16 protein-coding genes and 3 tRNA genes are annotated in these 18,452 nt (G+C 65.0%); 3 read left to right on the plus strand and 16 right to left on the minus strand.

Features of this window, described 5'->3' with window-relative positions:
• Positions 1 to 31 precede the first annotated feature (31 nt).
• Both XarjCFBP7645_RS13225 and XarjCFBP7645_RS13230 read left to right on the plus strand, forming a co-directional pair.
• Positions 32 to 108: transfer RNA gene (locus tag XarjCFBP7645_RS13225), tRNA-Arg, on the plus strand.
• A gap of 110 nt (positions 109 to 218) precedes the next feature.
• Positions 219 to 295: transfer RNA gene (locus XarjCFBP7645_RS13230), tRNA-Arg, on the plus strand.
• A gap of 142 nt (positions 296 to 437) precedes the next feature.
• Here XarjCFBP7645_RS13230 and XarjCFBP7645_RS13235 read toward each other — a convergent pair.
• Both XarjCFBP7645_RS13235 and XarjCFBP7645_RS13240 read right to left on the minus strand, forming a co-directional pair.
• On the minus strand, positions 438 to 1,430 hold the full coding sequence (locus tag XarjCFBP7645_RS13235; RefSeq protein WP_104537805.1) for a DedA family protein/thiosulfate sulfurtransferase GlpE: 993 nt from the start codon (positions 1,428 to 1,430) through the stop codon (positions 438 to 440).
• A 44-nt stretch (positions 1,431 to 1,474) separates the two neighbouring features.
• Positions 1,475 to 2,419, minus strand: coding sequence for a LysR family transcriptional regulator (locus tag XarjCFBP7645_RS13240; RefSeq protein ID WP_104537806.1), 945 nt, complete (start codon positions 2,417 to 2,419; stop codon positions 1,475 to 1,477).
• A 133-nt stretch (positions 2,420 to 2,552) separates the two neighbouring features.
• Here XarjCFBP7645_RS13240 and XarjCFBP7645_RS13245 point away from each other — a divergent pair, with 133 nt between their 5' ends.
• Positions 2,553 to 3,254: a pirin family protein gene (locus XarjCFBP7645_RS13245; RefSeq protein WP_104537807.1), complete on the plus strand. Its 702-nt coding sequence runs from the start codon at positions 2,553 to 2,555 to the stop codon at positions 3,252 to 3,254.
• Between the two features lie 315 nt (positions 3,255 to 3,569).
• Here the strand turns inward: XarjCFBP7645_RS13245 and XarjCFBP7645_RS13250 are convergent, their stop codons facing one another.
• The 14 genes from XarjCFBP7645_RS13250 to folP all read right to left on the minus strand — a co-directional run bounded on the left by XarjCFBP7645_RS13250 (position 3,570) and on the right by folP (position 18,391).
• Positions 3,570 to 5,537, minus strand: a complete 1,968-nt coding sequence (locus tag XarjCFBP7645_RS13250; RefSeq protein ID WP_181126339.1) for a methyl-accepting chemotaxis protein — start codon at positions 5,535 to 5,537, stop codon at positions 3,570 to 3,572.
• 235 nt (positions 5,538 to 5,772) lie between these two features.
• A tRNA-Ser gene (locus tag XarjCFBP7645_RS13255) sits at positions 5,773 to 5,865 on the minus strand.
• Positions 5,866 to 5,950: 85 nt separating this feature from the next.
• Complete coding sequence (gene csrA, locus XarjCFBP7645_RS13260; protein ID WP_003481884.1) at positions 5,951 to 6,163, minus strand: carbon storage regulator CsrA; 213 nt, start codon at positions 6,161 to 6,163, stop codon at positions 5,951 to 5,953.
• Positions 6,164 to 6,301: 138 nt separating this feature from the next.
• Positions 6,302 to 8,950, minus strand: a complete 2,649-nt coding sequence (alaS, locus tag XarjCFBP7645_RS13265; RefSeq protein WP_104537809.1) for an alanine--tRNA ligase — start codon at positions 8,948 to 8,950, stop codon at positions 6,302 to 6,304.
• A 101-nt stretch (positions 8,951 to 9,051) separates the two neighbouring features.
• Positions 9,052 to 9,540: a recombination regulator RecX gene (recX, locus tag XarjCFBP7645_RS13270; RefSeq protein WP_016904266.1), complete on the minus strand. Its 489-nt coding sequence runs from the start codon at positions 9,538 to 9,540 to the stop codon at positions 9,052 to 9,054.
• Positions 9,541 to 9,811: 271 nt separating this feature from the next.
• Positions 9,812 to 10,846, minus strand: a complete 1,035-nt coding sequence (recA, locus tag XarjCFBP7645_RS13280; protein WP_016904265.1) for a recombinase RecA — start codon at positions 10,844 to 10,846, stop codon at positions 9,812 to 9,814.
• A gap of 172 nt (positions 10,847 to 11,018) precedes the next feature.
• Positions 11,019 to 11,666, minus strand: a complete 648-nt coding sequence (gene lexA / locus XarjCFBP7645_RS13285) for a transcriptional repressor LexA (RefSeq protein ID WP_104537811.1) — start codon at positions 11,664 to 11,666, stop codon at positions 11,019 to 11,021.
• A 92-nt stretch (positions 11,667 to 11,758) separates the two neighbouring features.
• Positions 11,759 to 13,435, minus strand: a complete 1,677-nt coding sequence (gene ubiB, locus XarjCFBP7645_RS13290) for a 2-polyprenylphenol 6-hydroxylase (protein WP_104537946.1) — start codon at positions 13,433 to 13,435, stop codon at positions 11,759 to 11,761.
• Positions 13,435 to 13,713, minus strand: coding sequence for a hypothetical protein (locus tag XarjCFBP7645_RS21420; RefSeq protein WP_146096327.1), 279 nt, complete (start codon positions 13,711 to 13,713; stop codon positions 13,435 to 13,437). The genes ubiB and XarjCFBP7645_RS21420 overlap by 1 nt, the downstream gene beginning before the upstream one ends.
• Positions 13,714 to 14,005: 292 nt before the next feature.
• A complete protein-coding gene (locus XarjCFBP7645_RS13295) occupies positions 14,006 to 14,500 on the minus strand; it encodes a CinA family protein (RefSeq protein WP_164740302.1) in 495 nt (164 codons plus the stop codon).
• A 318-nt stretch (positions 14,501 to 14,818) separates the two neighbouring features.
• Positions 14,819 to 16,138, minus strand: a complete 1,320-nt coding sequence (gene hflX, locus XarjCFBP7645_RS13300) for a ribosome rescue GTPase HflX (RefSeq protein ID WP_039527808.1) — start codon at positions 16,136 to 16,138, stop codon at positions 14,819 to 14,821.
• An 11-nt stretch (positions 16,139 to 16,149) separates the two neighbouring features.
• On the minus strand, positions 16,150 to 16,428 hold the full coding sequence (gene hfq / locus XarjCFBP7645_RS13305; RefSeq protein ID WP_005915027.1) for an RNA chaperone Hfq: 279 nt from the start codon (positions 16,426 to 16,428) through the stop codon (positions 16,150 to 16,152).
• 77 nt (positions 16,429 to 16,505) lie between these two features.
• Entirely contained in the window at positions 16,506 to 17,489 is a 984-nt protein-coding gene (gene miaA, locus XarjCFBP7645_RS13310; protein WP_104537948.1) for a tRNA (adenosine(37)-N6)-dimethylallyltransferase MiaA, read from the minus strand.
• Positions 17,489 to 18,391 carry a dihydropteroate synthase gene (folP, locus tag XarjCFBP7645_RS13315; RefSeq protein ID WP_104537812.1) on the minus strand — a complete coding sequence of 301 codons (903 nt, stop codon included), beginning with the start codon at positions 18,389 to 18,391 and terminating at the stop codon, positions 17,489 to 17,491. Before folP ends, miaA begins: the two co-directional genes overlap by 1 nt.
• Positions 18,392 to 18,452: the final 61 nt, after the last annotated feature.

The raw sequence follows: 18,452 nt of genomic DNA on the forward strand, positions 1-18,452 counted from the left end.
CGGGCATCCGCATAATTCCGCTCCTGACGACGCGCCCGTAGCTCAGTTGGATAGAGTACCTGGCTACGAACCAGGCGGTCGGGAGTTCGAATCTCTCCGGGCGCACCATCTTCAGAAACAACAAGAGACAGCCTTCAACCGCTGTCTTTTTAGTTACAAAGGTCCGATCGCACCGCGAAGGACCTGCAAGTTAGGAATGCAAGTCAAAACAAGATAATGCGCCCGTAGCTCAGTTGGATAGAGTACCTGGCTACGAACCAGGCGGTCGGGAGTTCGAATCTCTCCGGGCGCACCAATCTTGAAGAAAACGACCAGCTTGCTGGTCTTTTTTTTGCCTGTCGTTCGAGTGCACGGCGTGGCTGCGCTGGTACGCAGCGAACATGACGCAGCAACTGTCAAAGACCAGCATGTGCGCCGCAAACACCGCGTCACTGCGGTCAGGCCATCGCACCCAGCGCATCGGTCCGGGCAACCACCGCCACCGGCAGCAGCGAGGTCACCGGATGCCCGGCGTCGCGCCACGCATCCAGCCCACCCAGCAACGGCCGCACGTCGCGATATCCGCGCTCGCGCATCCGACCGGCCAACCACGCCGCCGACACCTCGTCCGGACACGCGCAGTAGATCACCACACTGCGATCGCGCGGCACGCTGGCCAGGATCTGCGCGAGCTGACGCTCGTCGGCGAACACCGCGCCGGGAATCGTGTACGGCTGCAGATCGCGATGGCCCGGCGCCCGGATATCCAGAACTGTCGGCCGTAGCGCTTGGTCGCCATCGAGCAGCGGCACCAGCTCCTCCACCGCGATACGCGCATGCTCCAGCGAGCGCAGCAAGACCTGCCTCCGCCACCAACGCCAGCCGACATAGCAGGCCAGCGACACGGCCAGCACGACAACCGCCCCGGACCCCAGATCGGACAGCAATGCGAGCACGCCCTGCACCTGGTGCGCAAACAGCGCGCCCAGGCTCAGCCCGACCAACGCCCACAGCGACGCACCCAGGGCGTCGTAGCGCAGGAACGCCGCCGGGCGCACCCGCATCGCACCGGCCATCGGCACCGAGACCATCGACAGACCGGGCACGAACTTGGCCACCGTCAATACCCGCACACCCCAGCGCGAGAAGAACCGCTCGGTCTTTTTCATGCAGGTATCGCGTGACAGCGACAGCCGGCACAGCGACTGCAAGGTGCGATTGCCGAAACGGCGGCCGGCCAGATACCAGGCCAGGTCGCCGAGCAGACTCGCCAGCACCGATACTGCCAATGCCGTCAATCCGGCCAGCCATGCATCGCTCCCGCCCTGCAGCGCGTAGCTAGCACCGACCAGCACCAGGGTCGGCAGCGCTGGCACCGGCAGGCCCAGTGACAACGCCAGCACGTTGGCAAACACCAGCGCCAATCCGTACTGTTCGATCAAGCCTTGCATGCGGCGACCCTGCGCGACGGCGAGGGCCCATTATCCGCCCTTCCTCACACGCGCGACTGCCCGGCGGCGGCGGAACGATACGTTTCGGCAAGCGACTGCAGCCAGCCATCGAACAGTCCCTCCCGACGTAGTGCGCGCCGCCACCAGCCCAGTGCCTCGCCCTCCTCGCCCGGCCGCCATGCCAGGTAGAAGGTTTCGTCGGGTTTGCGGGTTTCCACCTGCAGCTCGCACAGCCTGCCGTCCTGCAGCGCGCCGCGCGCATACGGCTCGGGCAGAAAGCCGTAGCCGGCACCGGCCAGCTGCAGTTGCAGCTTGGCCTGCATGTCCGGCACGGTGAGCACATCGCGCGCGGAGAGCAGGCCCACCGTGCGTGGCAGCAGACGCCGCGCCGAATCCGCCACCGCGATCGCACGGTGTTCGGCCAGCTCGGCCGCGCCCAGGGTGCCGGCGCCCGCCAGCGGATGCGTGGAGGCCACCGCGAACACGAAGCGCAGCGTGCCGATCGCCTCGGCGACATAGCCGCCACCGCTCGGCCCCTCGCCCGCCGCCACGATCAGATCCACGCGCCGATCCAGCAGCGCCTCCCAGCTGCCGGACAACGATTCGCTCAACGCGCGCAGGCGGGTGCTGTCGGCCACCGTGTAGAAGTCCAGGATCTGCGCCTGCAGCAAGGCCACCGGCAGGATCGCATCCAGCCCGATCGCAAAGTCCGACTCCCAACCCGAGGCCACCCGCCGTACCCGCACCTCCAGCTCCTGCGCGGCCCGCAGCAGCTGCCGCCCTTCGCGCAGCAACTCACGCCCGGCCTGGGTCGGTGTCGCCTTCGGACCGACCCGTGCGAACAGCTGCACGCCCAGATCGTCCTCCAGCTTGGAGACCGTGTAGGAAATCGTCGACGGCACCTTGAACAACACCTTGGCCGCGGCCGTGAACGAGCCGCGGCGGTCGATCGCATCCAGGATCTGCAACGCTTCCAGGCTGATCTTCATTATTCGATTTTTTCGATGATAACGACCAAATCTACTCGCTTTTTGACGCCGATGCGGAAGTAGAGACTACCCATCAAGTGGCCGGAACACCGATTCACTCCCGGCAACACCGACCCTTTCAAGGAGAAGCAGCATGCTGAATGTCCGCAAGAGCGAAACCCGTGGCCGCGCCGAACACGGCTGGCTGTCCTCGCGTCACACCTTCTCCTTCGCCAGTTACCACGACCCGCGCCACATGGGGGTCGGCCCGCTGCGGGTGATCAACGAAGACAAGGTGTCTCCAGGCGAAGGCTTCGGCACCCACGCCCACCGCGACATGGAGATCATCTCCTACGTCCTGGGCGGCGCACTGGAGCACAAGGACAGCATGGGCACCGGCTCGGTCCTGCACTACGGCGATGTGCAGCGCATGAGCGCCGGCAGCGGCGTCACCCACAGCGAGTTCAATCACTCCGCCAGCGAACCGGTGCACTTCCTGCAGATCTGGGTGATACCCGAACGCAACGGCATCGAGCCCAGCTACGAGGAAAAGCATTTCGATACCGACAGCAAGCGTAACCAGCTGCGCCTGATCGCCTCACCCGGTGGCGAGGACGGCTCGCTGCGCCTGCACCAGGATGCGCGCCTGTATGCCTCGATCCTCGATGGTCAGGTGCGTCTGCAGCAGCCACTGGCCGAAGGCCGCATCGGCTACGTGCAGGTGGCGCGCGGCAGCTTGCGCGTCAACGGCCAGGCGTTGTCGGCCGGTGATGCGCTGCAGATCACCGACGAGCCGGAGATCGTGCTGGCCGATGCACGCGATGCAGAAGTAGTGGTGTTCGATCTGCCGAAGTAAGAGCGACTGACAGAACGACTGCGTAGCCACCAGGCGGGCGCGGCCGGTACTCGGATTGCTGCGCGCCGTCCGCACCGCCTGACGACTGCTCGCTACGTTTTGCTAACCGCTCCAAGCGCCCCCCGCCCAACGTGCAGCGTGCTGCAGACAAGCCCACACGCTGCGGGCTGGGACTTTGCCCACATCAAGAAGCCCGCTTCCGGCGGGCTCTTTGTGCTCGATCAAAGTTGCAAGCAAGGCGCGGGCGATGACGCATGCTACGCATGACGCAGTCGCGTCCACACCGCCGCACAGCACTGCATCACTGCGCGGGGATCACGCAGCCTGTGGCCGGGCAGGCCTGGCAAGCGGTTGGACCGGGGACTCACTCTGTACGGCAGCGGCCTCTGTGCCGTCATCGCCATCGCCATTGACCAAGGCAAACAGCGCATCGGCATCTGCTTCCAGTACACGCGCCGAGCGTGCCAGATTGTCGACCATCTGCGCCTGATCGCGCGCCTGCACACCGATCGATTGCAGCGCGGTGTTGGCGGTGGAAATATCCCGCGCCTGCTCCTGACTGGCAGCGGCAATCTGCTCCACGGTCTCAGTGACCCGCAGCACCGAGCTGACCATGTCCTGCATCACCATCCCGGCCTGCTCGGCCAGGCGCGAACCATCGCCCGCCTGGTTGGTCGCGTTGTCGATCAAGCCACGGATTTCCTTCGCCGAGACGCTACAGCGCTGCGCCAGGCTACGCACTTCGGTCGCTACCACGGCAAATCCACGCCCCTGCTCGCCAGCGCGCGCCGCTTCCACGGCTGCATTCAGGGCCAGGATATTGGTCTGGAACGCAATGCCGTCGATCACCTCGATGATCTGGCCGATGCGATCGGTGGCCAAGCGAATGCCGGCAGTGGTCTTGACCATGTCGGCGATGACGGTGGCGCCGCGTCGCGCAACATCGGCCGATGCCTCGGCCATGCGCTGCGCCGAACCTGCGCTGTCGGAATTGGTGCGTACGGTTTCTGCCAGTTGATCGATGGTGAACGAGGTCTGCGCCACGGCCGCCGACTGCGTGGACGACCGGCTCACCAGCTCCTGATTGCTGACCGAAATATGGTGCGACTCGCGTTGCACGTTCTGCGCGACGCTCATGGTCTGCTGCATCAACCGACGCATGCGCTCGGCCGAGCGCACCTGGCCGGTGACATCGGTGGCGTACTTGACCACCTTGTACGGGCGCCCGGATACATCCAGGATCGGGTTGTAGGACGCCTGGATCCATACCGAACTCCCGTCCTTGCGCAGCCGCCGGTAGCGGCCCGCGTCGAACTGCCCGCGCGCCAGCTTCGCCCAGAAATTCCGATAGTCTTCGGAGGCGCCGTAGCTTGCGTCCACAAAGACGCGGTGATGCTGGCCGATCGCCTCCTCGGCGGAGTACCCCAAAATGGCCAGGAAGTTCTCGTTGGCACTGAGTACACGCCCCTCCAGATCGAACTCGATCACGCCCATCACCTTGTCGATGGCCTGGATGCGTCCATCGGCATCGGCCGAATCGATCACCTGACGGGTCACGTCGGTCGCGTACTTGACCACCTTGTACGGCCGCCCGTGCTCGTCGAGTACCGGGTTGTAGGACGCCTGGATCCACACCTCGCTGCCGTCCTTGCCAATGCGCTTGTAGCGGCCGGCATCGAACGCGCCGCGCCCGAGCGACTCCCAGAACGCACGATAGGCCGCGGACTGACGCGTTTGCGTGTCCACGAACATGCCGTGATGCTTGCCGCGGATCTCGTCGAGCCGGTAGCCCATGACGGCAAGGAAATTCTCGTTGGCATCGAGCACCGTGCCATCCAGCGAGAACTCGATGACCGCCATGACCTTGTCGATCGCCTCGATGCGGCCTTCGAAATCGGCGGTCTGACGCACCTGCGCGGTGATGTCGGTGGCGTATTTGATCACCCGATAGGCCTTGCCCGCGCGATCCAGCAACGGGTTGTACGAGGCGTTGATCCATACTTCGCGCCCGTTCTTGTCCAGGCGGCAGAACCGCCCGGCATTGAAGTCGCCGTGACGCAGCGCCTGCCAGAACTGTCGATAGCTTTCGCTGTCGCGATCCCCGGAGGTCACGAACATGCGGTGATGCTGACCGACGACCTCGTCCAGCCGATAACCCATCAGGGACAGGAAGTTCTGGTTCGCATGCAGGATGCGGCCATCAAGATCGAACTCGATCACCGCCATCACCCGGTCCACCGCATCGGCCTTGTGCTGCAGCCCACGGCTCCGGAAAGAAAACAGGCGTCCAAGCAGCGGCGGTAGGCGCATGGGGTCGAGATCCGAGAGAGGTGTCACAGCCTTAGCGACCCACGCCTGGGTTACTTGAATCGCTGCCTGCCGCGCGTTTGTGGCAATTCAGACGGTGCCGCCGGTGTTGCTGCCGGTCGTGCACGGTTGCCGTCAGCACACCCCTCACCTACCCTTCGACACAAATGAAAACGCCCGCAAATCAGCGATTTGCGGGCGTTTAGAACACTGGCGGAGCGAGAGGGATTCGAACCCTCGATAGAGTTTTTGACCCTATACTCCCTTAGCAGGGGAGCCCCTTCAGCCGCTCGGGCATCGCTCCAGTTTTTTTGCGTCCTGCCGCGTTGTCCGTTGCAGGCCGCGAAGAATACCGGGTAAGAGGGGCTAACGTAAACCCTTTATGACGATCAATTCGAAGAATCGTCGCCGTGATGCGCACCGGACGCGACCGGCTCATCCCCACGCTGGATCCGCTGATAGATTTCTTCGCGGTGTACGGCAACATCTTTCGGTGCGGTGATGCCGATACGCACCTGATTACCCTTGACGCCGAGCACGGTCACAGTGACCGAGTCGCCGATCATCAAGGTTTCGCCTACCCGGCGAGTGAGGATCAACATTGTGCAAATCTCCTGGAACCGGTGGGTTTCCCACCAGCATCGGCGGCCTGCGGACAAGGCGCGCCCTAGGTAAAGGGAATAGACCGGAAATGGTAGCGGGACACCCTGCCAACCAGCAAGGCATACCAGGACAGGTGTTCAGCCCAAGTGTTGCTTGACCCAGGAGGGCACGCCTTCCAGCGCGGTCGCAAGGGCGGGACCATCCTCGCCACCACCCTGGGCGAGATCCGGACGACCGCCGCCCTTGCCACCGATCTGACTGGCGATATGGGCGAGGAGTTCCCCCGCTTTGACCTTGCCGGTTGGGCTTCCGTTCACGCCGGCTACGAGCGCAACCTTGCCGGCAGCAGCGCCTGCCAACACGACGACCGAATCGCCCAACTGCTGCTTGAGACGATCCATTGCATCGCGCAAGGCCTTGGCGTCGAAGCCCTCCAGACGCACGGCAATCACCTTGACTCCCGCCACATCAACAGCGTTGGAACCCAGGTCTGCAGTCGCGCCGGAGGCCAACTTGGCCTTGAGCGACTCCAGCTCACGCTCAAGCCGCTTCTGACGCTCGGTGAGCGCGCGAACCTTGTCGACTACCTCGGTGGCGTTGCCGCCGAGCAGGCTGGCCGCCTCGTGCAGACGTCGCTCTTCATCGGCAACATGGTCCAGCGCACCCTGCCCGGTCACCGCCTCGATACGACGCACGCCCGAGGACACACCGCCTTCGGAGGTGATCTTGAACAAGCCGATGTCGCCGGTGCGGGTGACATGGGTGCCCCCGCAGAGCTCGGTGGAATAGCCACCCATCTTCAGCACGCGCACGTTCTCACCGTACTTTTCGCCGAACAGAGCCATCGCGCCGAAATCCAGCGCCTCCTGCATGGCCATGTTGTGCACTTCGACACTGTGGTTGGTGCGCACCTCGGCATTGACCTTGCGTTCGATCACAGCGAGCTCTTCTGACGTGATCGGCTGGAAGTGCGAGAAGTCGAACCGCAACCGGTCCGGCGCAACCAACGAACCCTTCTGCTGCACGTGGGTGCCCAGCACCTCGCGCAAGGCCGCATGCAGCAGATGCGTGGCCGAGTGGTTGAGGATGGTCTTGCCGCGACGCTGCACGTCGATCCCGCCCGCCAGCACATCGCCCAATACGAGCGCACCTTCGGCGATGCGCCCCACATGGCCATGAAACTGACCGGCAAACTTCTGGGTGTCGGCGATCTCGATGGAGACATCGCTGCCGCTCAACTGGCCGCTATCGCCGACCTGACCACCGGACTCGGCGTAGAACGGCGTGCGATCGGTGAACACGATGACCTCGTCGCCGGCTTCCGCCCGCTCGACCGGGCGGCCCTGCTTTAGCAACGCAACGACCTTGAGCGCATCGGCGTCGTAGGCCTCGTAGCCCAGAAACACCGTCGGCGACATGGTGGCGACCAGATCGGCCGGCAATGCGACGCCGCCACCGAACTTGCCGGCGGCACGCGCGGTCTCGCGCTGACGCTCCATGGCGAACTCGAAGCCTTCCATGTCCACGCGCAAGCCGCGCTCGCGTGCGATATCGGAGGTCAGATCGACCGGAAATCCGTAGGTATCGAAGAGGCGGAACGCATCGGCACCGGGAATCACTTCCTGCGCGCGTGCGGCGACGTCGTCGAAGATCTTCATGCCGGCGTCCAGCGTCTCGGCAAAGCGCTCTTCTTCGGCCAGCAACGCGCGCGCAACGGTCTCCCGCGCGACCACCAGTTCTGGATAGGCCTCGCCCATCAGCTCGACCAGGGTCGGCACCATCTTGCTGAAGAACGGCTGGCGCACCCCCAGCATCCAGCCGTGCCGCAGCGCACGCCGGATGATCCGGCGCAGCACATAACCGCGGCCTTCATTGGACGGCAGCACACCGTCGACGATCAGGAACGAACAGGCGCGGATGTGATCGGCGATCACCCGCAGCGACTTGTTCTCCAGATCGGCGACGCCGGTCAGCGCGCTGGCCTTGCCGATCAAGGCCTGGAACAGATCGATCTCGTAGTTGGTATGCACATGCTGCAGGATCGCAGCCAGGCGCTCCAGGCCCATGCCGGTATCCACGCACGGGGCCGGCAACGGCACCAAGGTGCCGTCGGGCTGGCGGTCGAACTGCATGAAGACCAGGTTCCAGATCTCGATGAAGCGATCGCCATCCTCGTCCGGCGAACCGGGCGGACCACCGGCGATATGGTCGCCATGATCGAAGAAGATCTCGGTGCACGGGCCGCACGGGCCGGTATCGGCCATCTGCCAGAAGTTGTCCGACGCGTATGGCGCGCCCTTGTTGTCGCCGATGCGCACGATGCGGCTTTCCGGAATGCCGATCATGTCGCGCCACAACGCGAAGGCTTCTTCGTCGGTGTGGTAGACCGTGACCAGCAGCCGCTCGGCCGGCAACTTCCAGACATGGGTCAGCAACTCCCAGGCCCAGCTGATGGCGTGCTTCTTGAAATAGTCGCCGAACGACCAGTTGCCCAGCATCTCGAAGAAGGTGTGATGGCGCGCGGTGTAGCCGACCGAGTCCAGATCGTTGTGCTTGCCGCCGGCACGCAGGCAGCGCTGCACGTCGGCCGCGCGCACATAACTGCGCTTCTCCGCACCGAGGAAGACGTCCTTGAACTGGACCATGCCGGAATTGGTGAACAGCAAGGTCGGGTCGTTGCCCGGCACCAGCGGTGCGGATGGCACGATGGTGTGGCCTTTGCCCTCGAAAAACGCGAGGAAGTCACTACGGATCTGGGAAGTGCTGAATTTGGCGGGTGCGTTCATGTGCTGGCATTGGGCGGGCGGTAGTCCCGGTCACCCAATGAGATGTGGGCGCAGATGAGCGGAACAACCTGAAACCACGAAGGGTAGCAGGCCTGACGCCCTCAGTCCTCAAGGTCGAAGCGCGTGGCGCTCCGAATGCTGTTGCCATCAAAACCACGCCGGGCCAGCAGATCGGCGGCCTTGCGCCGTTGCGGCAGATCGGTTGGACCCTGGTCGCCAAAGCGACGGCGGATTAGATCACGTGCGTTTTCGGTCCAGTCGCCTTCAAATGTCGCCATTGCGGCGCTGATGGCATCGCTGTCCAGGCCATGGGTGCCGAGTTCGGCGCGGATATGCAGTGGGCCGTAGCCCGAGCCTGCACGATTGCGTACGACCGAGGCCGCAAAACGGGTGTCGTCCTGCCAACCCTCGTCCGCCAGGCGCTCCACGGCCGCCTGGGCAGCGTCCGGCTCGATACCGCGCGCCAGCAGCTTGCGATTCAATTCTTTGCGCGAATGCTCGCGCCGCACCAGTAATCCCAGTGCACGTTGGACCGGCGTCTGTTCCTTGAACCGGCGTCCCCGCTTTGGCGCGGGCTGTTGCTCGTCCATCGTGGGTGTCCCAAGTACCAAAATCACACAACCTCAATGCGCCATCCATGGCGCCTGCCCTCCTGGCCTTCGATAGATCTACCGCGGGAAGCAACGGCACTGACTCCGCCGTCCCCGCGATAGAAAACCTGCCGCAGCCATCAGCGCTGCCGGCCCCCCATCAGGCGGACGCGGCAGGCAGGCAGAATGGGGTGGCCCACTCGGACGTCCCGGTTCGCGCTTGCCGCCACACCTGCCTGATGACGACTCGTCCCGCGCTGCCTGGCGGCTGTTATTCCTTCTCGACGTCGTCGCCGGCTTCGCGCGGCGCTTCGGCCGGCTGGAACTTCTCGCGCAGTTCGGCTTCCAGCCGCACCGCGACCTGCGGGTTGTCGCGCAGATAGCCGCGCGCGTTGTCCTTGCCCTGCCCGATGCGTTCTTCGCCGTAGCTGTACCAGGCGCCGGCTTTTTCGACCAGTTTGGCTTCCACGCCCATGTCGATCAGCTCACCCTCGCGACTGATGCCTTCGCCGTAGAGGATTTCGGTCACGACCTGCTTGAACGGAGGCGCCAGCTTGTTCTTGACCACCTTGATCTTGGTCTGATTGCCGATGATTTCGTCGCCCTTCTTGATTGCGCCGATACGACGGATATCCAGACGGACCGACGCGTAGAACTTCAGCGCGTTGCCGCCGGTGGTCACTTCCGGACTCTGGCCCGGCATCATCACCCCGATCTTGTGGCGAAGCTGGTTGATGAAGACCACCAGCGTGTTGGAACGCTTGATGTTGCCGGTCAGCTTGCGCAGCGCCTGGCTCATCAGGCGGGCCTGCAGACCCGGCAACTGATCACCCATTTCGCCTTCGATTTCGGCCTTCGGGGTCAGCGCGGCGACCGAGTCGACCACCACGATGTCCACCGAACCGGAACGCACCAGCATGTCGGCGATCTCCAGCGCCTGTTCACCGGTATCCGGCTGCGACAGCAGCAGGTCGTCGACATTGACGCCCAGCTTGGCGGCGTAGATCGGGTCCAGCGCATGCTCGGCGTCGATGAAGGCTGCGGTGCCACCCTTTTTCTGGCACTCGGCAATCGCCTGCAGGGTCAGGGTGGTCTTGCCGGACGATTCCGGACCGTAGATTTCGACCACACGGCCCTTGGGCAGGCCGCCGATCCCCAGCGCGATGTCCAACATCAGCGAGCCGGTCGGAATGACTTCGACGGCCTCGATCACACGGTCGCCCATGCGCATCACCGAGCCCTTGCCGAATTGCTTTTCGATCTGGCTCAGTGCGGCGGAAAGGGCGCGCTTCTTGTTCTCATCCATCTGGGTGATCCTTGTCAGTGATTTCGGTGTAGGGCTAATGTAACGGCGGTGTATCGCACAGGCTGAGACTGGCTGCGACATACTCAGATTAGAGTGGTGACCATGGCGGTGGCAGCGGGGAATCCTGCATTACCAACTCGGGATAACGCCATTACGCCCATCGGCGCAGCGCTCAACGATTCGGCCTCAGCAGCCCGCAATACAGGCCTTCGATCGCGAAATCCTGGTCCGGCAACACTTCGATCGGCGCATAGTCCGGGTTGCGCGGCAGCAGGCGGATACGGTCCTTGCCGATCTTCAACAGCTTGACCGTGATCTCCTCATCGATCCGCGCCACCACGATCTGCCCCGAACGCGCGTCGCGGGTGCGGTGCACCCCGATCAGGTCGCCATTGAAGATGCCTTCGTCGCGCATCGAGTCGCCCTGTACCTTGAGCAGATAGTCCGGCGACGGCGAGAAGAACACCCGATCCAGCACCACGAAGTCGTCCGAGCCGATATCCGCGCCGATCGGCAGGCCTGCCGCCACGCGCCCCAGCACCGGCAGGCGCAGGACATCGTCGCGCATCGGTTCGTTTGCAGCGGCAGGTGGGGTGCGCGACTGGGCGCCCTGCCCGGCCAAGCGGATGCCGCGGGCCTGGCCGGGGACGCGACGGATCGCACCGGCCTGTTCCAATGCCTCCAGATGGTATTGCGCGCCGCGTACCCCCTTGAAGCCGAAGGCGCGCGCGATCTCGGTCTGCGAGGGCGGGACGCCATCGGCATCGATGCGCTCGGCGATCAAGGCCAGGATTGCTTGCTGGGTATCGGTCAGGTCCATGGTTAGTAGTATTACTACTAACTGGCGCCCGCGCAATAGCCGTGTGATGCGCGATGCGCGGTTATGCAATCGTGGCGACACGCGCGTCGCGTCTAACGGCGGCTCCGCCAGATGGAGAACAGGATCCAGACGCCGCAGATCGCTGCGCCGATGAAACCACCGACCCCCAACGCAAGTAGCCAGCGGCTGGCACTGCCACCGACACTGTTCATGACGATCGACGAGCCGATCACCAGCGCAGCAGTCACGATCCCCATGGTGAGCCGGTTGGCCGCGCGATCAACCTGTTCGCCGAACTCGCGCAAGGCACGCGTTTCGATCTGCAGTTGCAGCTTGCCGCGTCGTGCGGCCTGCAGCAGCCGTTTGAGATCGCGTGGCAGATCGCCGATCAGGTCGATCGCACCGGTCACGGTGCGACGGCTGCGCCGCAGCATCGCGCTCGGCGCATAACGCTGCAGCACCACGCGTTCGAGATACGGTCGCGCCTCGGTGGCCATGTCGAAATCCGGATCGAGCTGACGGCCCATGCCTTCGAGCGTGAGAAACGCCTTGATCATCAACGCCAGATCCGACGGCAGGGTCAACCCGTGATCGCGCAGGATCGAGGTCACATCGCCCAGCATCGCGCCGATGCGCAGCTCTTTCAGCGGCACTCCGCGGTACTCGTCGACGAAGGCGCCGATATCCTGCTGCAGTCGCGACTCATCGATCTCCAGGCTGGTGCCGGCCCATTCCAGCAGTACGTCGATGACCGCTTCGGCGTCGTAGCTGACCATGCCATGCAGCAGTTGCGCGACCTGGAAGCGACGCTGCTCGGAAATGCGTCCGACCATGCCGAAATCGATGACGGCGATGCGCCCGTCGCGCAGATAAAAGATGTTGCCCGGATGCGGGTCGGCGTGGAAACAGCCATCATGCAGCACCATCTTCAGCACGATCCCGGCACCGGTACGTGCGAGCGCCTTGCGGTCCAGGCCTGCCGCATCCACAGCCGCCAGATCCCGCCCCGGGATGCCATCGATGAATTCCTGCACGTTGAGCGATTCGCAGGTCCACTGCCAATAGACGGACGGCACCACCACCTGGGAGTCGTTGGCGAAATTGGCTGCGATGCGCTCGGCATTGCGACACTCGGCGGCGAAATCGAGTTCGCGCCGCAAGGAGACGGTGAATTGCTGCACCACTTCAGCGGGGCGATAACGCTTGAGATCGGGCGCACGCGTTTCCACGATTTCCGCCAGGCGTGCCAGCAGCCGCAGATCCGCATCGATCACATCGCCGATGCCGGGGCGGCGGATCTTCAGCACCACCGGTGTGCCATCGGCCAGCCAGGCGCGATGCGTCTGCGCCAGCGACGCCGCAGCCAAAGGCTGTTCGTCCAGGCGTGCGAACACGCTTCCCGGCTCCGCGCCCAGGGCTGCGACCAGTTGCGGGCGGATCTGTTCGAACGGTAGCGCAGGCACTGCGTTCTGCAGCTCGCTCAGCTCTTCGATCCACTCCGGCGGCAGCAGGTCCACACGCGTGGCCAGCACCTGTCCCAGCTTGACGAAGGTCGGCCCGAGTTCCTCGAGCGCGCGCCGCACCCGCATCGCCGCAGACATGCGCAGGCGGCCCTCGGCGTTGTGCCAGTGCAGCAGCTTGCCGGCGCGCTCGAGCACGTCGGCCAGGCCGATGCGACGCACCACATCGCCGAATCCATAACGGATCAGCACCGCAGCGATTTCCTGCAGCCGCCCAAGGTCCCGAACGGTGCCGAGTGCTTCCCACATCAGCGCACCGCCTGCGATTGCGCTGCGGCACCGGGCTCTATCGCATTCATGTGCATCGCTGCCCGCCTGGCGTAGCTGGAAGTGCGCATTGACCATGCACCACCACGCGCAATGCCGGTGGCTGCATGATCGCTCGCGCACAAGACCGCGCACTGACCGGCCACCTCGAGCATCGGCTGCGGGACGGCTGCGCGCCGATCACCCAGCAACGCCAGCACGCTGCCAGCAGATCGGTGCGGGGCGGACAACAACAACGCGTGAGCGGAAAGCGGCAGCATTGGCACGCAGGTTGGCAACGAGACCTTGTTTGTAGCCCATCTGCACGTGCCTGTCGCGTCCTGGGCGCCTGCGGGCTTAGCCGAGGTTGCGCTGACGCATGGATCTTGGTGCCGATGATCGAGGCTGGAAACACTGCTGGCAGAACCTGCGGAGCGCACAACGAACGCACTGCCATCAAGGCTGCATTGCAGCCACGTACCAAATGCGCAATCGCTCACTGTCCAAGAGAATCGCCGCAGCCAGAGTCACGCGCTTCGCAGCATGGCGCGCGCGCCGTCTTCCGCACCGGGACTAGAGCAGTGCGCTCAGGCCCCGCAGCGCGGCGACCACGGTCTGACGACGCACTGCATCGCGATCGCCAGCGAAGTGGAACAACTGCGCAGTGGCATAGCCGCCACGCCGCTTCCAGCCGATCCATACCGTGCCGACCGGCTTGTCCTCACTGCCGCCACCCGGCCCGGCGATGCCGGTCACTGCCACCGCGATGCTCGCACCGGAGTTGACCAGCGCGCCGGACACCATTTCGATCACCGTTTCGCGACTGACCGCACCATGCACTTCCAGCGTGTGCGGCCGCACACCCAGCAAGGCCTGCTTGGCCTCGTAGCTGTAAGCGGCCATGCCGCAATCGAACCAGTGCGAGGATCCCGCTACATCGGTGACCGCCTTGGCGATCCAGCCACCGGTACAGCTCTCGGCAGTGACCAGGCGCTCACGCGCGGCAAGCAGTTGCTGACCAAGGTGTTCGGCCAGCTGCTGCAGTTCGGAATCGGCGGACATGGACATGGGCACGACGAATGAAGAAGCAACCGACGTTTTAGCCGAATTTGCCGCGCCTGTCTGCGCTGGCGCCCATCCCGCGCCAGCGCAGACGGGGCCGGGGTTCAGTGGCGGTATGCAGCCAATGGCAGCAGGCATCGGTAGCGCTGGCGGCCGGATCGCAACGGTGTCGGCGGCGATGGCCGACATTCTTATGCCTGCACAGATACCCATCCGGTCGCGCAAACAAACGGGATGCCAGGACCGAGACCGACGCACGATCGCCGCCGCCGGCACCCTGACAACGGCGATCCGCACGGCCGGCGCAAGCCGACCGTGTACCGATCACGACTCCCAGTCTTCTCGACGATCGGGCAGCATCGCGCGCAGTGGCGCACCGTCGTCGCCGGCAGCCAGGCGCTCGGCCTCGACCATCGGCAGGTCCACATCCAGCAACCAGCCGTCCTCGTCTGACTGCTCGCCGCGCACCACTTCCAGTTGATGCAACTTGGAGCGCAGACGGCCGGCGGACGGCGGCAACCGCAATTGCCCGGTCACATGACGCAGATCCAGTCGCTGCCCGAGCGCGTGCTGCAACTCCTGCAGCCCGCGCCCGTCGCGCGCAGAAACCCACACGCGTTCGCGCCGCGCCTGGTCGGGAATGCCGTCCTGCGCATCGTGACGCACCTGCGCGCCTTCGATCTTGTCGATCTTGTTGAACACCAGCAGTTGCGGCAAATCGCCTGCGCCCACCGCGTGCAACACCTCATCGACCTGCTGGATGCGTTCCTCGCGCAGCGGGTCGGCCGCATCGACGATATGCAACAACAGATCGGCGTCGCGCGCCTCGGACAAGGTCGAACGGAATGCGGCGACCAGCTGGTGCGGCAGATCGCGCACGAAGCCGACCGTATCGGCCAGGATCGCACTGCCACCGGGCAACGCGATGCGGCGCACGGTGGGATCGAGCGTGGCGAACAACTGGTCGGCCACGTAGGCCTCCGCACCGGTCAAGGCGTTGAACAGCGTGGATTTGCCGGCGTTGGTATAACCGACCAACGCAATCCGCGGCAGCTCGCTGCGCATGCGCGCACGCCGCATCTGGGTGCGCTGCACCTCGACCTTTTCCAGCCGCTGCTGCAACTGCTCCACCCGCTTCTGGAGCAGGCGGCGGTCGGTTTCCAGCTGGGTTTCGCCAGGGCCGCGCAGGCCGATCGAACCACCGCGCTGACGCTCCAGGTGGGTCCAGCCGCGTACCAGGCGGGTGGCCATGTGGCGCAACTGCGCCAGCTCCACCTGCAGCTTGCCCTCGTGGCTGCGTGCCCGTTGCGCGAAGATGTCCAGGATCAGGCCGGTGCGGTCGATCACGCGCCGCTCCAGATAGCGCTCCAGATTGCGCTCCTGACCGGGCGACAAGGTGTGGTTGACCAGCACCAGATCCGCGCCGGTGGCCTCGGCGGCGGCCTTGATCTCTTCCAGCTTGCCGCTGCCGATCAAGGTCGACGGGTTCGGTTTGTCGATACGTGCGGTGAGCGTGGCCGCCACCGTGGCGCCCGCCGACTTGGCAAGGTCGGCGAACTCCTCCAGCACATCCTCTTCGGCAGGCCCACCGGAATGGGTCTGAATCAACAACGCGTGTTCACCCTTGCGGGAGCGATCAAACACGCACTACTCCATTACTGCTCGACGTCGTCATCTTCCGCCTGGTTGCCTTCATTGGATTGCACATACCCACCACCCGGTCCCACGCGCACATTGCGCGCCGGCACGACCGTGGAGATGGCGTGCTTGTAGACCATCTGACTCACGGTGTTGCGCAGCAGGACCACAAACTGGTCGAACGACTCGATCGTGCCCTGTAGCTTGATGCCGTTGACCAGATACACAGAGACCGGCACCCGCTCGCGCCGCAGCGCATTGAGGAATGGGTCCTGTAAAGATTGCCCCTTAGCCATCGAAAACTCCTCTTCATTATTGTTCTTATAGTCCCGGTCGACACCCGCCATCCCCAGCTGGCCCCGGAAACGGGATGTTACACGCCTGAAGCCTGCCGCACAGCGGGACGTTGGCCGAGGAAGTCGACAAGTGCGCTTTCCAATCGATGGCGGTCATGCTCCGGGTCGAACCAGCGCGCGTCGAGCTCGCCACGTAGCCAGGTGAGCTGGCGCTTGGCCAGCTGACGGGTGGCCTGCACCGCCCTATCGCGGAAGTCGGCCAGGCTGCCGGCCCCATCCAGATACTCCCAGGCCTGGCGATACCCAACGGCGCGCACCGCTGGCAGATCCAGCGGCGCAGCGACTGCACGCAAGCGCGGCAGGGCCCGCAGGCGTTCCACTTCGGCCAGGAAATCCTGGGCCAGCATCGTGTCCAGGCGCTGTTCGATGCGTGCATGCAGCACCGCGCGCTCGCGCGGCGCCAGCACCACCTTCAGTACCCGCACCGGCAAGCGCGGGCCCGGCGGTCGCGCCTGCCAGTAGCTGATCGGCCGGCCGCTGATCCGGTAGACCTCCAGCGCGCGCTGGATCCGTTGCGGATCGGTGGTATGGATGCGCGCCGCCGCAACAGGGTCGACGTCCGCCAGTTTTGCGTGCATCCGGGCCCAGCCAAGCTGCCCGGCTTCGGCTGCGATTGCCGAGCGCACCGCCGGGTCGGCCTCGGGCAACTGCGACAGCCCCTCCAGCAAGGCGCGGAAGTACAGCCCGGTGCCGCCGGCCAGAATCGGCAGCTTGCCGCGCGCCACGATCTGCTCGATCGCCTGCCGCGCATCGCTGGCAAATTCCGCCGCCGAGTAGATCTGCCAGGGATCGCGCAGATCGATCAGGTGGTGTGGCACCGCCGCGCGCATCGCGGCATCCGGCTTAGCCGCACCGATGTCCAAGCCGCGGTACACCAGCGCCGAATCGACGCTGACGATCTCGCCGTTCCAGCGCTGCGCGGCGTCCAGTGCCAGCGCGGTCTTGCCGCTGGCGGTGGGGCCCATCAGTGCGATCGCCAGCGGGCGGCGGTCGGCCGGCATCAGTCCTCGTCCGGCCAACGAACGCTCGGTGCCGCAGGCGCGTTCACGCGCGGCAGCGGAATCGCCGCCATCGCGTTCCACACCTTCAGAGCATCCACGGTGGCGGCCACATCGTGCGCGCGCAGCAGCATCGCGCCGTGCTGGGCGGCGAGCAGATGCGCGGCGACAGAGCCGTATACGCGCTCTGCGGCGACCTGGCGCCCAGTCAGCTCACCGATGCTGCGCTTGCGCGACAGCCCCGCCAGGATCGGCAGGCCGAACTCCTGCAGGCGCTGCAACTGCGCCAGCACGGTCAGATTGTGCGTAGTGGTCTTGTCGAAGCCGAAACCCGGGTCGAGGATCAACCGGCGCTTGTCGATCCCGGCCATTTCGGCCGCGAAGATGCGCTCGGCGAGGAAGCGATGCACCTCGGCCACCACGTCGTCGTAGTGCGGCGCGTCCTGCATCGCATGCGGCGCGCTGCGTGCATGCATCAACACCACCGGCACCCGCAATTCGGCCGCAGCATCCAGCGCACCCGGCGAGCGCAGCGCATGCACGTCGTTGATCATGCCGGCGCCGGCCGCAACCGCCGCGCGCATCACTTCCGGCTTGAAGGTGTCCACACTGATCGGCACAGTGGTCTGCTGCGCCAATGCCTGGATCACCGGGATCACGCGCTGCAGTTCTTCCTCCAGCGACACCGGCGTGGCGCCGGGACGGGTGGATTCGCCACCGATATCCAGCACCGCAGCGCCCTGCTCGACCAGACCCAGGCCATGCGCGATGGCGGCCTCGCAGCTGGCGTGCTGGCCGCCGTCGGAAAACGAGTCCGGCGTGACATTGACGATCCCCATCACCTGCGGCGCGTCCAGTCGCAGCACGCGACCGGCGCAATCCAGCTTGAGGGCGGTGTCGAACATCGGTGGTGTCTCCTTGGATGGTTGCGGTAAGCGCTGACCGGGCGATGCGGCCCTACAACGC

It is taken from the genome of Xanthomonas arboricola (assembly GCF_002940665.1).
In the GTDB taxonomy this organism is placed as follows: domain Bacteria; phylum Pseudomonadota; class Gammaproteobacteria; order Xanthomonadales; family Xanthomonadaceae; genus Xanthomonas; species Xanthomonas arboricola_B.

Excerpts from the sequence above, each read along its gene's own strand:
- recA (WP_016904265.1), bottom strand. The coding sequence starts at position 10,846 with ATGGATGAGAACAAGAAGCGCGCCCTTTCCGCCGCACTGAGCCAGATC.
- XarjCFBP7645_RS13235 (WP_104537805.1), bottom strand. The coding sequence starts at position 1,430 with ATGCAAGGCTTGATCGAACAGTACGGATTGGCGCTGGTGTTTGCCAAC.
- XarjCFBP7645_RS13295 (WP_164740302.1), bottom strand. The coding sequence starts at position 14,500 with ATGTCCATGTCCGCCGATTCCGAACTGCAGCAGCTGGCCGAACACCTT.
- hfq (WP_005915027.1), bottom strand. The coding sequence starts at position 16,428 with ATGGCTAAGGGGCAATCTTTACAGGACCCATTCCTCAATGCGCTGCGG.
- folP (WP_104537812.1), bottom strand. The coding sequence starts at position 18,391 with ATGTTCGACACCGCCCTCAAGCTGGATTGCGCCGGTCGCGTGCTGCGA.
- XarjCFBP7645_RS13245 (WP_104537807.1), top strand. The coding sequence starts at position 2,553 with ATGCTGAATGTCCGCAAGAGCGAAACCCGTGGCCGCGCCGAACACGGC.
- ubiB (WP_104537946.1), bottom strand. The coding sequence starts at position 13,435 with ATGTGGGAAGCACTCGGCACCGTTCGGGACCTTGGGCGGCTGCAGGAA.
- alaS (WP_104537809.1), bottom strand. The coding sequence starts at position 8,950 with ATGAACGCACCCGCCAAATTCAGCACTTCCCAGATCCGTAGTGACTTC.
- lexA (WP_104537811.1), bottom strand. The coding sequence starts at position 11,666 with ATGGACCTGACCGATACCCAGCAAGCAATCCTGGCCTTGATCGCCGAG.
- XarjCFBP7645_RS21420 (WP_146096327.1), bottom strand. The coding sequence starts at position 13,713 with ATGCTGCCGCTTTCCGCTCACGCGTTGTTGTTGTCCGCCCCGCACCGA.
- csrA (WP_003481884.1), bottom strand. The coding sequence starts at position 6,163 with ATGTTGATCCTCACTCGCCGGGTAGGCGAAACCTTGATGATCGGCGAC.
- recX (WP_016904266.1), bottom strand. The coding sequence starts at position 9,540 with ATGGACGAGCAACAGCCCGCGCCAAAGCGGGGACGCCGGTTCAAGGAA.
- miaA (WP_104537948.1), bottom strand. The coding sequence starts at position 17,489 with ATGCCGGCCGACCGCCGCCCGCTGGCGATCGCACTGATGGGCCCCACC.
- XarjCFBP7645_RS13240 (WP_104537806.1), bottom strand. The coding sequence starts at position 2,419 with ATGAAGATCAGCCTGGAAGCGTTGCAGATCCTGGATGCGATCGACCGC.